This is a genomic window from Bradyrhizobium sp. S3.2.6 (assembly GCF_040546885.1).
GTDB lineage: Bacteria > Pseudomonadota > Alphaproteobacteria > Rhizobiales > Xanthobacteraceae > Bradyrhizobium > Bradyrhizobium cytisi.
In genome coordinates this window covers 1-15030 of the sequence record NZ_JBEPOS010000045.1, presented here as the reverse complement: position 1 = coordinate 15030, position 15030 = coordinate 1, and the positions used below count along the sequence as shown (strand labels likewise).

At 60.4% G+C, this 15030-nt stretch carries 15 protein-coding genes and 3 pseudogenes; 3 read left to right on the top strand and 15 right to left on the bottom strand.

Annotated features, from left to right (window positions below; all coding sequences use genetic code 11):
* Positions 1-317, top strand: a pseudogene (locus ABID58_RS36705) (IS21 family transposase); the annotation flags it as partial.
* Between the two features lie 134 nt (positions 318-451).
* Here the strand turns inward: ABID58_RS36705 and ftrA are convergent.
* The 15 genes and pseudogenes from ftrA to ABID58_RS36630 form a co-directional block, all read right to left on the bottom strand.
* Positions 452-634 (bottom strand): annotated as a pseudogene (gene ftrA / locus ABID58_RS36700) (transcriptional regulator FtrA); the annotation flags it as partial.
* 54 nt (positions 635-688) lie between these two features.
* Positions 689-1591, bottom strand: coding sequence for an aldose epimerase family protein (locus ABID58_RS36695; RefSeq protein WP_354037709.1), 903 nt, complete (start codon positions 1589-1591; stop codon positions 689-691).
* Positions 1592-1655: 64 nt separating this feature from the next.
* Entirely contained in the window at positions 1656-2390 is a 735-nt protein-coding gene (locus ABID58_RS36690) for an amino acid ABC transporter ATP-binding protein (protein ID WP_354037708.1), read from the bottom strand.
* Positions 2374-3021 carry an amino acid ABC transporter permease gene (locus ABID58_RS36685; protein WP_354037707.1) on the bottom strand — a complete coding sequence of 216 codons (648 nt, stop codon included), beginning with the start codon at positions 3019-3021 and terminating at the stop codon, positions 2374-2376. Before ABID58_RS36685 ends, ABID58_RS36690 begins: the two co-directional genes overlap by 17 nt.
* A 16-nt stretch (positions 3022-3037) precedes the next feature.
* Positions 3038-3721: an amino acid ABC transporter permease gene (locus ABID58_RS36680; protein WP_354037706.1), complete on the bottom strand. Its 684-nt coding sequence runs from the start codon at positions 3719-3721 to the stop codon at positions 3038-3040.
* 34 nt (positions 3722-3755) lie between these two features.
* Complete coding sequence (locus ABID58_RS36675; RefSeq protein WP_354037705.1) at positions 3756-4553, bottom strand: transporter substrate-binding domain-containing protein; 798 nt, start codon at positions 4551-4553, stop codon at positions 3756-3758.
* 23 nt (positions 4554-4576) lie between these two features.
* Positions 4577-5656 (bottom strand): Ldh family oxidoreductase, encoded by a 1080-nt coding sequence (locus ABID58_RS36670; protein WP_354037704.1) that lies wholly within the window; start codon positions 5654-5656, stop codon positions 4577-4579.
* Complete coding sequence (locus tag ABID58_RS36665; protein WP_354037703.1) at positions 5646-6455, bottom strand: transporter substrate-binding domain-containing protein; 810 nt, start codon at positions 6453-6455, stop codon at positions 5646-5648. Before ABID58_RS36665 ends, ABID58_RS36670 begins: the two co-directional genes overlap by 11 nt.
* A gap of 223 nt (positions 6456-6678) precedes the next feature.
* Complete coding sequence (locus ABID58_RS36660) at positions 6679-7470, bottom strand: shikimate dehydrogenase family protein (protein ID WP_354037702.1); 792 nt, start codon at positions 7468-7470, stop codon at positions 6679-6681.
* 95 nt (positions 7471-7565) lie between these two features.
* Positions 7566-8039 (bottom strand): nuclear transport factor 2 family protein, encoded by a 474-nt coding sequence (locus tag ABID58_RS36655; protein ID WP_354037701.1) that lies wholly within the window; start codon positions 8037-8039, stop codon positions 7566-7568.
* 4 nt (positions 8040-8043) lie between these two features.
* Entirely contained in the window at positions 8044-8799 is a 756-nt protein-coding gene (locus ABID58_RS36650) for an RraA family protein (RefSeq protein WP_354037700.1), read from the bottom strand.
* A gap of 8 nt (positions 8800-8807) precedes the next feature.
* On the bottom strand, positions 8808-9833 hold the full coding sequence (locus ABID58_RS36645; protein ID WP_354037710.1) for an NAD-dependent epimerase/dehydratase family protein: 1026 nt from the start codon (positions 9831-9833) through the stop codon (positions 8808-8810).
* 142 nt (positions 9834-9975) lie between these two features.
* Entirely contained in the window at positions 9976-11091 is a 1116-nt protein-coding gene (locus tag ABID58_RS36640; protein ID WP_354037699.1) for a mandelate racemase/muconate lactonizing enzyme family protein, read from the bottom strand.
* A 9-nt stretch (positions 11092-11100) separates the two neighbouring features.
* Entirely contained in the window at positions 11101-12756 is a 1656-nt protein-coding gene (locus tag ABID58_RS36635) for an IclR family transcriptional regulator domain-containing protein (RefSeq protein ID WP_354037698.1), read from the bottom strand.
* 549 nt (positions 12757-13305) lie between these two features.
* The gene (locus tag ABID58_RS36630; protein ID WP_354037697.1) at positions 13306-13722 is read right to left on the bottom strand and encodes a hypothetical protein; all 417 of its coding nucleotides are present in this window, start codon (positions 13720-13722) and stop codon (positions 13306-13308) included.
* Between the two features lie 305 nt (positions 13723-14027).
* Here ABID58_RS36630 and ABID58_RS36625 point away from each other — a divergent pair, with 305 nt between their 5' ends.
* A complete protein-coding gene (locus tag ABID58_RS36625) occupies positions 14028-14498 on the top strand; it encodes a hypothetical protein (protein ID WP_354037696.1) in 471 nt (156 codons plus the stop codon).
* 57 nt (positions 14499-14555) lie between these two features.
* Positions 14556-15030: pseudogene (locus tag ABID58_RS36620) on the top strand (hypothetical protein); the annotation flags it as partial.

Sequence of the window (15030 nt, the reverse complement as noted above, 5' to 3'; positions counted from 1 at the left end):
TTCGCCGGCGATACCGTGCCGGTGTTCGACGGGCTCACCGGGGAGGTCCGCGCCGCCAAGATCTTCGTCGCGGTCATGGGAGCGTCGAATTACACCTTCGTCCAAGCTCGGTTCAGCGAGGCACTGCCCGACTGGATCGGCGCCCATGTGGATGCGCTGACCTTCCTGGGCGGGGTGCCGAAGGCGCTCGTCTGCGACAATCTGAAGGCCGGGGTCACGACGCGGCGAGCCGCTACGAGCCGGGGGTCAACCGGACCTACCAGGATCTCGCGGCCCATTACGGCACCACCATCATGCCGGCGCGGCCGCGCAAGCCCACCAAACTCAAGCTGGTCAAACGGCAAATGTACGGGCGCGCTAAGCTCGATCTCCTTCAGGCTAGGCTGATTGGCGCGCCATAAAAACAATCACGATCATCGAATATGCGTCAGAGCCAATCTTGGACGCCTATTCACACCGTGAGATGCTTGAAGTTGGCGCGATGGCGCGCCGGGCTCGTACCCAGCTTCTTTCTGAAGTGATACCTGAGTGCGTCGGCCGAGCCAAAGCCGATCCCGCTCGCGACGTATTCAATCAACATTTGCGTTGACTCCAGAAGTTCCCTGGCCCGCAGGACCCGCTGTAGCGCATGGTGCCGAGCGGGCTGTTGGTGATCGCATCATAATTCAAGAGGCAGGATGGCGCCCGTTCAGACCGAGCCGAGCGAGATTGTCACCGAACCATTCAGCGCCTCTTCTGGCTTGAGAACGACAGTTCCGGTGCAGGGGTGCCCCTTGGCGAATAGGTTGAAGCCGTCGGCGACGTGGCTCACGGGTTCTGCGCAAAGATATTCCGCATTTGCCGGTCGATGCAGGACGAAGTGGGAAAATGCCGGATCCGCTTGCATCTCGATCCGGTCGCCGTTCGTGCGGTCGATGACGCACAGTCCGCGCCATCCGCTGCGATAGAGTGTCACCTCGCCGGGTGGTAACGGACCAGCCTCGGCCGGCGAAGCGCGATCTCGGGGGAGATTGGCGCAGTAATCCGGCGTCACCGGCCAGTCGATCGGGGCGTCGAACGCGACGCGGTCGTCCGGGTCGTGCTGGAAATAGGGATGAAGGCCGATCCCTCCTGGCATCGGTGTTTGCCCATCGTTCCGAAGACACAAGGAGAGGCGGGCGCGGGTGGGTTCGAGATCGATGTCCAGCGTCGCACTGAACGGCCAAGGCCACTCTGTGCCTCCCGCATGGACGTATCGCATCGTTACCTGCGATTTGGTCAGCGAGGTCATCTCCCAGATCATGCGGTGGGCGTGTCCGTGCAACGTATGCGGATGGGCGTCGGGATGCGACGGCAAACCGTACTGCCTGCCGTGAAAATCAAGAGTACTGTCCTTGACGCGGTTGCTGTACGGGATGAGCGGATAGATTCCGCCCTTGGGCCAGTGCAGTAACTGTGCCGGGCCGACCCCGTCCGGAAACGGACGCAACACAGTTTTCGCCAACTCGTCCCGATTGCTGCTGCACAGCTCGAGCAAGGTTACGCGGCCGCCCGCCGACGCAGAGAAGCCAAGACGGGCGGCACCGGCAGTCAACTGAGGACTCGTGCTCATGCAAAGCTCCTCAAACAAAGTAAGAATCAATGGCCGTTCCGATTCAGTGGGAACCTAAACGGCTCTAGTGTTCCACTGATTCCGAGACAAACGCGGCCAACTCGGGAGTTGCGGGAGCGCGCAGGATGTCCGAAGATCCCATTTCGTGGACTTTGCCGTCTCGCATATAGATCACGCGATCCGCCACCTTGCGGGCAAACGACATTTCATGCGTCACCAGGATCATGGTCATCCCGTCGCCAGCGAGCTGCTCCATGACGCGTAGGACCTCACCGGTGAGCTGGGGGTCGAGCGCCGACGTGACCTCGTCGAACAGCATTAGCTTGGGCTGCATTGCGAGGCTGCGTGCAATAGCCACGCGCTGCTGCTGCCCGCCGGAGAGCTGCTCCGGATAGTAGTCGATCTTCTCGCGCAGTCCGACCTTCGCTATCACCGTGTTTGCAATTTCCCGGGCGTCCCGCTGCTTCATGCCCTTGACCAAGCGCGGTGCCAGCATGATGTTCTCCGCAACAGTCAGGTGCGGAAAGAGATTATAACTCTGAAAGACGATCCCGACGTCGCGCCGCAGTGCCCTCAGATCCACATCAGCATCGTGTAGCTGATGACCGCAGATGAGCATCGATCCGCCCTGGATCGTCTCCAGGCGATCCATGCAACGAAGCGCGGTACTCTTACCCGATCCGCTCTGTCCGATGATCGCGGCCACCTCACCCTTTTTTACCTCGAAGGTGATGCCCTTGAGGACCTCCAGATTGCCAAAGCTCTTCTTGACGTCCTTGAGTTCAACGATTGGCGACATTGAGTTTCCTTTCGAGAGCACGGCTCTGGACCGAGAGCGGATAGCAGATGGCGAAGTACATCAGCGCGGCGATCCCGAAGTAAAGGAATGGTTGAAACGTCGCGTTGTTGATGATCTTGGCGTTGTAGGAGAGTTCGGCGTAACCCACGACCAGCGAAGCGATCGACGTGTTCTTGACAATCTGAACCATGAAGCCGACGGTCGGCGGGATCGCGATCCTCAGGGCTTGCGGCAGGATGACGGAACGCATGCGCTGCCAGCGGGTGAGGCCGAGGCATTCGGCCGCTTCCCATTGAGGTTTGGCTACCGCCTGAATGCAGCCGCGCCATATCTCTCCGAGATAGGCGCTGCCGTAGAGCGTAAGTGCGAATGTTGCAGCAGCCAGGGCAGACAGCGACTCGTAGCCGAAGATGCTTGGCCCGTAGAAACACAGACCCATCAGGACGAGGAGCGGCAGCCCCTGCATGATCTCGATATAGACTGCCGCTGCTCGCGAAATCATTTTGATCGGGGAGATGCGGGCGAGGCCGACGAGGAATCCAATCAGGCCACCCCACAGGAAAGTCAGGAGGCTGAGCACGACGGTACCCCAAAGTCCCTTGAGCAACGAGATCATGTAGGCGCTATTCATTGGCCATCTCCTTCGCTCAAAGCGGCGTACCGAGCTTGCGGCGGCGTGGAAAGATTGCGAGTCCCAGCAATGCAAAACCGGTGCGGACGAGCACGGCAAGAAGCAGATAGATCACGCCGAGCACGACGAAGATCTCGAAGTTGCGGAACGTCTCGCTCTGGATGCGGTTTGACATGCCAAACAGCTCTTCGACGCCGACGGAGGAGACAATGCTCGAGGCGAGCATCAAGAGCACGTACTGACTTGCCAGCGCGGGATAGACGCGTTCGAGGGCCGGTCGGATGATCACGTGCAGATACGTCTGCGCACGCGACAGGCCGAGGCAGGTCGCAGCCTCGAGCTGGCCGCGATGGATTGATTCGATGCCGGCCCGAACGATCTCCGTCGTGTAAGCGCCGATATTGACGGTGAGGGCGATGGTCGCGCCTATCAGGATCGGCAGCCGGAGACCCAGGCTGGCGATCCCGAAGATCAGGAAATACGACTGGACGAGCAGGGGCGTGTTGCGGATGAACTCGACATAGAGCGAGACGACGGCGCGCGCCCAGGCGGAGCCACCGGTCCGGATCACTGCGCAAAAGGCGCCAATAAGGATGCCCAACATTGTGGAGAACAAGGTAAGGCGCAGCGTCGTCCACACGCCCTCGAGCAGGAGAGGCCAATGGGCCAGCACCGCGCCAAAGTCGAAATGATATGTCATGGAATATTGCTCGCTCCACCGTGGAGATGCGGAATCACTGGGAAGCCGTCACAACCTCCTTGGGCAGGTCGGTGCCCTGGAACTTCTTGAAGATCTCCTGAAGCTTTCCATTGGCAATGTTGGTCTTCACCCATGCGTCGACCCATTGCTTCAGCTCAGCATCTTCCTTGCGCATGCCGACGCCCATGGGGGCGGTACGAAGCGGAAGTTTTGGTTCAAGGTTTTTGGCAGGATTCTTCTTGTTGATGAGTTCGACTAGGATCGGCACCTGCGCTACGAGGTCAACCTGGTTCGACACCACCGACGTCATCGTCGTGGCTTCATCCTCGAAGCGGATGATCTCTGCGTCGCGAGGCGCCGCCGCGGTCAAATCGGCATCGTTGGTCGTGCCGCGCGTCACCGCGATGCGCTTTCCCGATAGATCGGCAAAGGTCTTGATATCCATGCTCTTCGGCGCGGCGACGTAGGTCGTGGCGCCGGCATAGGGCAGCGAGAATGCGATCAACTTCTTGCGCTCGTCGGTGATCGACAGAGCCGACATCACGACGTCGGTCCGGTTGGAGAGCAGAAAAGGGATGCGATTGGCCCCGTTCGTCGAAACGATCTCCATTTTGACGCCAAGGTCCGATGCCAGCAGTTTCGCGGCATCGACTTCCGAGCCTGTCGGGTTCAGATTTTCGTCCTTGAAAGCCCACGGTGGAACGCTGAGGTCGATCGCGATCCGAATGACGCCTGCGGACTTGATCTTGTCCAAGGTATCGGCCGACGCTGCCTGACTCAAGGCGGCGACCAAGATAACGGCTGCGGACAGAACCTTTGCGAAATGCCTCATTCAACCCTCCTGATGGTGATCGATCAAAGTGCCGGCGGAAATGCTTCGCCGATTTCGGCAAGATACGGTTCGAGCGCTTGGACGATTGCTTGATCCAGCCGGACGCCGGCCGTCCGCGCGTCCTTCAGGCGCGCACGAGCCTGATCCCCGGGAATGCGAACCTTGTCGATGTTCGGCCGCGGAGGGTTGGCGTGGCAGGCATCCGTCAGCCAGGTCATCTCGTCGAGGTAATTTGAGGATCCGCCAAAGGCGGCTGGATCGATGACCTGCAGGAAAGTGTTCATCACGATGCCCGAGAGCGCATCTTTGCGCCCTGTGCCGCAAAGGCCTTGTGTGAGCGCTTCGACCAGGAGCGCCATCGCATAACCCTTGTGGCCGTGGTCGAGGCCGCCAACAGGCACCAACGAGCCTTCGCCGCTCATGACCACTTGAGGTTCGTCGGATGGATGGCCGTCGGCATCGAGTGCCCACGCGCCGGGATAGCGCTGTCCCGCCTTGGCAAGCTGCGTGGACCGCTTAATGGTCGTGATCGAGCAACTGACATCCAGGAGGATGGGCGCGCCCCGGGTGGGTATCCCGGCCGAGAGAGGGTTCGGCGTGAAGATCGGCCGCGTGCCGCCGAACGGCGCTACTCCGGCAGAGGCTGGGCCAGAACACGCCAGAACCGCCATCAACCCCTTGTCCGTGAGGCGTGGAAGATAGGTCGCCAGCGCGCCGGTGTGGTGGCCTTCAGCGATCGTCACCGTCACGACACCGAATCTCTCGATGCGTTCAAGCGCGCAGTCGACTGCACGGTTCACGAGCCATGGTCCGGGTAGCCGATGCCCCCGCCAGGCGACGCAAGCGCCGCGATCGGAGATCAGCTCGAAGCTACCTTCGAGCTTCATCCCGCCGCCGCGAATTTCGTCCAAATACCATGGCGCAATCGCAAGGCCGTGCGTCGCGTGTCCGATCATGTCTGCGGTCAGCAGACATTCGGTGACGTCCCGTGACATGGCGTTTCCCATGCCCGTCGAGAGAAAGAGCTTCTCGACGAGGCTGTAGAGCCGCCCCGTATCGTAGCGATGAGGCGCGGTATGAACCCTTTGAGGCTCATTTGGCATCGGTCACCTCGGGCGGAAGGTCGATGCCGAAATAGCTCCGGTAAATGCCATTCAGGCTTCCGTCGCGCAGGCTCGCGTCGATCCATCGATTGAGCTCGGCCTCGAGCCCGGCCTCGCCTTTCCTCAAGCCAATCCCGATGACATTTGTCTTGAGAACGATCTTCGACTCCAGGGCGATGGCCGGATTCTTCTTGTTGACGGTCGTGAGCAGGGCGGGGGCCGTCGCGTAGTAGTTCGCCTGGCCGCTCAGAAGGGCCGTGATCGACGTCGCATCGTCCTCGAACCGCACGATCTCGGTGCCGGGTCGCGCCGCCTTCGTGATCTCGGCGTCATTGGTGCTGCCTCGCGTCACGGCGACCCGCTTGCCGACGAGGTCCTCAAGCTTTGAGACATTATCCGCCTTCGACGCGCCCACCACGATCTGGATGGCGCTATACGGCTTGGAGAAGTCAACCACCTTCTTACGCTCGTCCGTTACCGATAGTGTCGAGATGACGACGTCGGAGCGGCCCGAGATGAGATAGGGAATCCGGTTTGCGGGTGTGGTTGGCACCAGCTCGAGTTGAAGGGCCCAGTCTTTCGCCAGCTTCTTCGCGATCTCGACCTCGGAGCCGACATACTCGCCTTTTTCGTCGACGATCGAATAGGGCGGCGCGGCAGGGTCGATCGAGATACGAATCTTGCCCTTCGCCTTGATGTCGGCGAGCAAATCCGCCTTGCACGGCGTCGTGCTCAGGCAGAGACATGCGACAATCGCACTTGAAGCGACCTGCGTGATGATGTCAGCGAAACGGGCCAATTCGTCCTCCCATGGAATACGGCTTGTTCTCGTTATGCGCGACGTTACCGAGCACCGTTTGCGATGAGAAGCGGATCGACCGCCTGGCGAAAGGTACCGTCTCACGTTGTGAGACTCTGACGGCCGATCACGCCAGCCGGGTTTCTCGAAACGGGGAAATGACGGCGTACCCGCCGCGTTGTCGCGACGTGACAGCGCCTACGCCGATAAGCTCCCCGGCGGGTCAGCGTTTGCCGAGTATAAAGCCGAATAGCAGATCGATTTGCCCATCCAGCATGTGGGTGCCGTCCCTCGTCGGGCAGCCAATCTTCGCGGCCTCGACCAGGAGCCGCGTCGGCACCGGGTCGGTGATGACGTCCGCAACGACTATGCGCGGGGCGAGTTGGTTCGGATCGATCGGCAGAGGATCGCTGTCCTGCAAACCTGCTGAGGTCGCATTGACGACGATGTCACAATCCGGCGGGACAGTGGTAGCTACCGAGACCCTGCCGGGATATGCTCTACGGAGCTTGTCCAGCAGCGCGGCCTGGCTGTTCGCGTTGATGTCGTGGAACGTCAGATGACGTGCGCCTTCCTCGAGCATCGAGACGCCGATCGACGAGCCGGCGCCGCCGGCACCGATCATGAACACGCTCTTGCCCTTGATGGCGTGTCCCGCCTTTTTCAAGCCGGCCGTCAAACCAGCGCCGTCGAAATTGTCACCGAACCAGCGGCCGTCCTCTTCACGTCGCATGGCGTTGATGGCTCCGAGCACACGCGCGCGGTCCGAGAGGTGGTCGCAATGCATGACTGCGCCGAACTTGTGCGGCAGGGTGATGAGAATGCTGTCGATATTGGGCATCGCCTTGAGGGCGGGGAGCGCCGAGTCGAGATTGCCCTTTTCGATGTGCAGGGGAACCAGCACGCCGTCGTAGTCGGCCTTCTGCATCCTTTCGGTCAGCCAACCCGGGGCAAGAACCTGCGCTATGGGCGAGCCGATCAGCGCATGAACCCGTGTCTTTCCCGTGAGAGGCATTTTTCAGATCCGCAAAAGGGTTGGGGTGCCTGAGCATGCACCGGATGTATCCTGCGATGTCGGTGGCCGACGATGTTTGGCCGCCGCCGATGGACTCAGGAAATCTTGGGTGACGGCGAAGGCGGCGCCATGGCGTAGCCTCTCGCCGCGTAGTCGAAGTCGTGCAGCTTGTTGATGGCCTCGGCCTTGTTGACGGGGGAAGCGTAGTAGGCGCGGATTTCGGCGATGCGCGTGATGTCTTCATTGAAGATGTACCATTCGTCGCCGCGCAGCACTTCACCGATGGCCGTCTTCCAGTGGGTCCATTCGATCACCGCCTCGCGACCGTTCTCGCTTGCGAGCACCTTTTCAATCGTCCAACGGGAACCCATGTTCTTAACGCACCACACCCAGCGATCCGCGATTGCCTTGGCGCCGCGCCAGGGGGCGCCGGGTAGGCCAGGAGGGAAGTAGTGAACGGCGTCGCCGGTAAAACAATCGAGGAGGGCGGCGTGATCGGCGTCGTTGCAGGCCTCGAAATAGCGTCGAATGAGCGCCTCGGCTCGCTGTGCCTTGGTCGGCATAGTCATTGCGTTACTCCGCCGCTTGCCGGGCGCGCCATTCAGCGTATTCCTGCATCGTCGCTTCATTCGGAGGATAAGTTCCCCAGAGCGGCGCACCTGCATCGATCTTCGTGAAGAGGAATTTCTCGCGGAGCTCCTGTTCATGGGAGTCGTCGGCCAGCTCCCCGGCGATCGCGCGCGGCACCACCACGACGCCATCACTGTCGCCGACGATGATATCACCGGGGTAGACGGCGACGCCGGCGCAGCCGATTGGCAACTGCATGTCGGCGGCGCGGTGATAGGCCGGCCGGGTCGAGGCCGTATTGGCCGTGCAGTAGGCCGGGAATGGCATCTTGGCAATCTCAGTTCCATCGCGGAATGCCCCGTCCGTGATTGCGGCAGCAACGCCCTTGCGCATCATCCGCGTCATTAGCATGTTGCCGGCGGACGCCGCGCGGGCATCGTTGCGGCTGTCAATCATCAGGACCTGGCCTGCGCCGATCGCCTCGACAGCCTCCCACTGCACGTTGTCCTCGCCGCGCTTGCGCAAGTCGGACAGATCCCAGTCTTTGTCCTCCCGCGACGGGATGAAGCGCAGGGTGAATGCTTCACCGGCGAACGAACCGGCATTCGGATTGAGTGGCGTCACGCCGACGAGAAACTGTTGGCGAAAGTTACGCTTGAACAACTGCGTGGTGAGCGTCGCGGTCGAGCAGGACTTGAGCTTGTCCAGCGTTTGCGATGAGATCGGAGGCATCGTGATTTTCTCCAGGTCAGTCTGCATTTGGAACGTCAGGAAGCGGCGGCGACGGCCTCGTCGACCATGTCGAACATCGAATAGCGCGGTGCATAGCCGAGGAGGGCGCGTGCCTTCGCGCCGCTGCCGTGGGTCCGCCCGAGTTCAACCGGAATTGTCGCCTCGACGACGCGGCGGCCGGTTTTCTTCGCGAGATATGGGACGAACTCGCCGAGGCTTACAGGGCTCGTCGGGGCAAGGTTGAAGGTCTCGCCGATCGCCTCGGGCTTTTCGAAGATCAGGAGCAGGCCCTGGACGATGTCGCGAACGTCGACCAGTTCTTGCGTATGCGGGATGCCGTTCGCGTCCATTGCCAGCAGCAACGGTTCATCGGGACTGACCAGCGGCTCGAGCACGGCCAGCACCTGGGCAAGCTCGCTGTTGGAAGTGGCGCCGGCATGGTGCGTGCTGCTGGCCTTGAGGCTGCGGACCCGACTGTTGACGTAAAACGCAGGACCGGCGTACTCGCCGTTGGGGTCGATGAGCTCTCTTGCGGCCTCGGTGTGGGAGAATACAGCCGTGCTGATGTCGAGCGACTTTTCGGTGCGGTGGTAGAACTTGACCATGTCCTCACCGAGGACCTTGCTCAATCCATAGAATGTGTAGGGTTCCCGGGGGTGGTTCTCGTCGGTCGGCCGGTAGCGGGCGAAGCGCGTCGGATAGACCTGGTCGCTGGATGCAAAGACCATGCGAACCTGGCGCTTCTGCGACTCTGCTGCCGCAGCCCGCAGCACATTGTAGGTCCCGACAACATTGACGTCCCAGAGAAGATCGCGCGCGGTGGGCTGGAACGATATGACGGCGGCCATGTGAAAGACGGCATCGACGCCATCAGCGACCTTTGCCACGTCCTCGAAGTTGGTGAGACTTCCGGTGTGGCACCTGATTCCCGCCGCTTCGGTCGCGGCCCGGTTGGCATCGCCGGCTATTGCGATCGTACGAACCTTGTGACCGCGCTGCATCAAGGCCGCAGACAGCACGCCGCCCACGCGACCGGTTGCGCCGGATACAAAGATCTCCATGTCTCCACCCCGAAGTCTGTCTGCTTTGGAACGACACGCTGTTGCGCGTCTCGCGGCCTCGATGGCAGCACCATAGCGTTCACCGCCATGGGAGAAAGCTCCGCGAGCGAAGCGGGGCACGAAGGCGTCTCACATCGTGAGATCATGCCCGGACAGCATACCGCGCGATGACATTGAGGTCAGGTTCAAACGCGATACCGAGATCGTTCGATGCGCCCACGAGGCCTTTCAGCGGCTGCGGGGTCGTGGCAACCCACGCCTCCGGCTCGACGAACAGGTGTTCAATCAGTGTTCCCGGCGGCATGAGAGGCAACATCGCCAGCGTCGCGAAATAGCCGGGCCCGAAATAGGGTGTATGCGGCATCGCGATCTTGTCGGCACGCTTGCAGGCCTCGAGAATTTGCGAGAATTCGGAAACGCCTCCCGCTTTCGTCATGCTTGGTTGCGGATAAGTAACGGCTTCGATGATCCGACGGAAATCGAAGGCGGTGCTGGCATTCTCTCCCGTCCCCACGGCAAGTCCCAGCTTCTCGATCTCGGCCATGCTCCGATAGTCGTCGGGCGGGAAGACCGGTTCCTCCACCCATAGAACGTCGCAGCTCCTGAACGTATCGCGTAGCGCCGCTGTCTCCTGCATCGACCAGGCACAATTGGCATCGACCATGAGAGAGACATCAGGTCCGATGACGTCGCGCGCATGCTTGATGACAACCGGATCGATCTCATGCAGCTTGATGTGGCGATAGCCGAGCTCGAGGGCGCGCTCGCACTGCTCGGCGACGAGGCGGCTGTCGCCGTATCGCACTAGGCTAGCATAGGCCTGCCGCTGCGCCGGGGCATTAGCGCCCAACAGGCGCCACAGGGGCAGACCGCATCGCTTGGCCTTCAAATCCCACAACGCGATATCGACCCCGGAGAGGGCGAACAGGGTGATGCCGTAGCGCCCAAAAAGATGCAGCCTTTTCTGGACGTCCAGATTCCATGCGGCGATATCGTCAATGCTCGCATTTGTGACGAACGGTGCGATCATGTGGTCGACGGCCGCTTTCACTGCGTCCAGACAGAAATAGGCGAAAGCGTCGCCCCAGCCGACAATGCCGGCTTCGTCCTCAACCCGGATCAGAACCATGTCGAGCGTATGCCAGCGCGCGGGCGTTCCGCCTGTTCCTGACCCGCCGTCGGCGAACGGAATTCGCACTGGAAGGGTCTTGAGCGACACAATCTTCGGCGCGGTGCTGCTGTTGCCTGGAACTGGCATGATTTTCCTCTAGAGTTTAGCGATGGTGTCCGCCAAGCCGCGCTCACCGATGTCAATCGACAGCAGTTGACCGGACAGGGGAGCTTTCGCCAGGCTTTCGCGAGACAGGCCGGCCCGTGCGCTCGTGATGAACAGTTCACTCAGGTTTGCCCCGCCGAAACCGATCCCCGTCGGGCTTGGGACCGGCAGTGCGACGGTTCGCTCGATCTCCCCGCTGTCGTTGAGCTTGACGACGCTCCAGCCGTCGGACAACCCGACCCACGGACCGAAATTTTCGTCGACCGCGAGTGCGCAGGGCGCGCCCGCGACCCTGGGGATGTCGGCGAACCTTCGTTTGCGACCGGTCTTCAGCTCCAGCAGATAAATGCACTGACGGGAGGGCAATGCGGCGAATAATCCGGCATCGCCGGCAAACGCGATGTCGGTGACGTGGCCCTGCAATTCAAAGACGGCCTCTAGACCCGATTGCTTCCGCCACGAGCCGATGCGGCTCAGATTGGCTTCCACATCGAATGCCGCGGCCCAAATCTCGTGTTGCGGGGAGGCGCGCAGCACCTTGAGCGAAAGACCCGGCTTTCCCTCGATGCGCTCACGCAGACCGGAAAGGTTGTCGATGACGACGTCGCTGCCGACCGAGAAAACGGCTCCGCTCTCAACGAGGCACAGCGAGTTGATGCTCTCGGACAATTCGTGGAGTGCGATGGTGCACGGATTTTGGCCTTCCATCCGGATCGCCGGCGCCAGCAGATCTGCCCAGACCAAGGTTTGCGTGCGCGCATCCCAACGCGGTGCCGCACCGACAAACGCGGCGGCCGTCGACCATACCCTGTAACCGCCGGCATCGTGGTGCCGGGCGCTCTTGATCGTCGGCGCGAGCAGGTCGGAGATTCGCTTGGCGACATCGACGAGCTCCTGTCCCAATTGTTCCGCGCGCCGGGCGGTGATGCGGAATGTCGGGCCTGCCACGCTGATGGCGGCGAGCGGTTTCCCGCCGGGATCAAGAATAGCCGTCCCGACGCAGCGCGTACCGAGAACGATCTCCTCGTCGTCGATGGCGTAGCCGCGGGCGCGAACGATCGAGAGATGGGCCCTCAGTTGTGAGGGGTCGCAGATCGTATTGTCCGTGAACCGCGCCAGCTCGCCGCGCAGGGCAAGGTTGAGTTGAGTCTCAGAGAGATGAGCAAGTATGGCTTTGCCCTGGCTCGTGCAGTGCATTGGCTTCAGTGCGCCGAGCCTGGCATTCGAGCGTTCCGAATGGGCGCTTTCGAAGCGCCCAAGGGACAGAACGTGGCTGCCCTCTTGCACGGCGAGATAAGCAGTCTCGCCCGTCAGATCGCGCAATCGTCTCAGTTCCGCGGAAGCGATTGACGCCAGATCCGATGACGACCAAGCGTTCTGAGCGAGATCGAGGAAGTTGAAGCCGAGCGTATAGGTTTGAGTGCGAGGATCGGCCCGGATCAGACCGCGCGAGATCAGTGCGCCCAGAATTCGGTAGAGCGTCGCTCTGGGGATACCCGTTTGGTCGGCAAGAAGCGCTTGGTCGAGCGATCCGGGAGATCTGCCGATCAGCTCGAGGATATCGCAAGCCTTGCCCAGAAGCGCCGTTCCGGCGACGCTCCTGGGATGGATCAGATCGGCAGACCACTCAACCTCCGGCTCAGGCATGACCCAATTCTAGTTTCGATGGGTGAGACGATCCAGCTCACGATACGCGCAGAAGTGCGTGCGGGGGATCCATATGCCCACATATTGAGACTCACTCTTGACGTCGCCAGTGAAACTCGTGCGACCCGGAGTTTAGTGGGGACACGATCAGCCGAGCGTTGCCTCAGCCAGCGATCGTCGGAGGAGGTTTTGCGTGACGTGTGCACCGCGATCCGAAGACGCGATTTCCGCTTCCAGTTGGATTGGATTAAATAGCACAAGTTTTTCAAATGCTTAACAGCCGGCATGTGCACGACGTCCGCGCCCGGACCGTCGCATGAACCATCGCGGTGGGGCCGATCGCGCGGAGCTTAGTTGCCAGTTTTGACGCGGGACGTTTTTTGTAGCCACGACCATTTCGAAAGCTTCGCAGCGCAATTATCGATTGTGTCGCGCATCTAGCTAACGCCAAGGTCATGCGAATCAATAAACATGATGTAAATCAATAGTTTATCTTCAGCGAACTGCGCCGCTTCGAAGGTCGAGATTGCCAGTCGCTACCGACCTTCCTTACGACGTGCCCGCCTGTCTTCGCCGTACAGTGTCCCGTTGGCTGCGCTTTCGGTCGCGCTTGCGCCGAACTGGAGCTATCGAAGGCATCGGTGACAGAGTCGTGGCCTGCGTCGGCTCCTCGACCGTGCGGATGGGAGCTGGCTCCATTGCTTGGGCGGGTGTGGGCCGTGCCTCCATGGTCGCGAGCACCGAGCGTCCCTTGTCGGTGATACGCCAGCCGCCGTTCATCCGTTCGATGAGACCTTGGGAGAAGATATCCAAGTCGGGCACGCTGGCTGCCAATCGCTTCGTGCGTTCGGCCCAGTCCCGGCCGCTGGTCGCCAGAATCGCCATATCGCGCTTAAGGTCCGCCATGGCAGCGAACCCGTCTGGATAGCTGACTAGTACCTTGAGAACCGTCACCTGGAAGTTCACCGCCCCACCCGTACCCGGCTTCCGCGAACTTACTTCCTCGACATCTTATTACTTCCTCGACATCTTAGATGTATCCGTTACCCCTCTCGAGCCTGCGCATTCTGTCACACGGGGCCGCATATGAGAACTGTCGTTTTTCACGATCTTCTCGCTTCTGCTCACGTTCGAGACCTTCTTCATCAAATACAAAAGTCCTGCGATCGGCGAAGCTCTTACGCTTGGCTTCTACAAGCGTCCACACGTTCGAATAGTAGCAGCCTGACGCATTCGAATCTTCGCAATTTATGGAATCTTGAGAGGTCGCGATGTGGTCCGCCATTAGCAGCATCATCTTGGGCGCAATTGGATGGGCGGGCGCTAGGCTTCTTTTTGAGCCGATCAAGGAGATCGTGGATCTCCGTCGCGAAGCACAGGAATGCCTTATCGTTTTTGGAAATCTCTCTAAGGACGCCGCACCGGATGACAGGCTACAGGCGGCCGGTACTTTCAGGAGAATCGGTGCGGGCTTGGTTTCAAGGCACATCGCCGCTTGGCCGTGGGTTGCTTGGTTTTATCATCGATGTCTCCACTGGGATATATACAGCGCGGGCACCATGCTGATTGGAATCGGGAGCAGCACTCTGAACGAAGGCCTTAGCCATGCCAACGCTTCAGCAACGGTTCCACTGATCCGTAATTGTTTACAGCTTCCCGTCTTAGGCGAGCCGACCATGATCCGTGAAATGATGGACCACGCTGCTTGGCCAGCCCCACTCGAACCAAGAAATCATTTTTGATCGAAGGTCCAAATCTCTTACGCCCGCGCTCTAAGAACTCCGAAACAGGATTTCGCGATGATTGTGGGGATCACAGTTGTTTTGGCCGCAGCTTGCTTCGGTTCATTTATTACGTGGCTGCTACTCCGACGACGACCGGGCTTTTCCAAGCCACGCGACTATTCCAGCATAAATCACCATGCCAAGGTGCACACATTCCGACTTTGCACGATGCTGCTCGCTTGGATTTTGTTGGTCGCAACATTCATCTTCTACCCAAAGTACATTGCACAATCGCTTCGGGCTTTCAGTCACGGGGTAGAAATCCGCCATATCGGCATCCGCTACGCAAACTTTGTGACCGGCGCAGGCGATGGTTTAGACGTCGAGCTGATGCAGGGTTTCGCCAAACGAATTGGCGTATCCTACAAGCTTGTCTACTCGGATTTTTATTCGGTGAGCCTTTGGCTCTCATCGCTGCCAATCTCAACGAGATCGCCTTTGCAGGACGGGCAGCAGGCTGCAGCCGGCATCAGCGTTTCGACGATGCGTG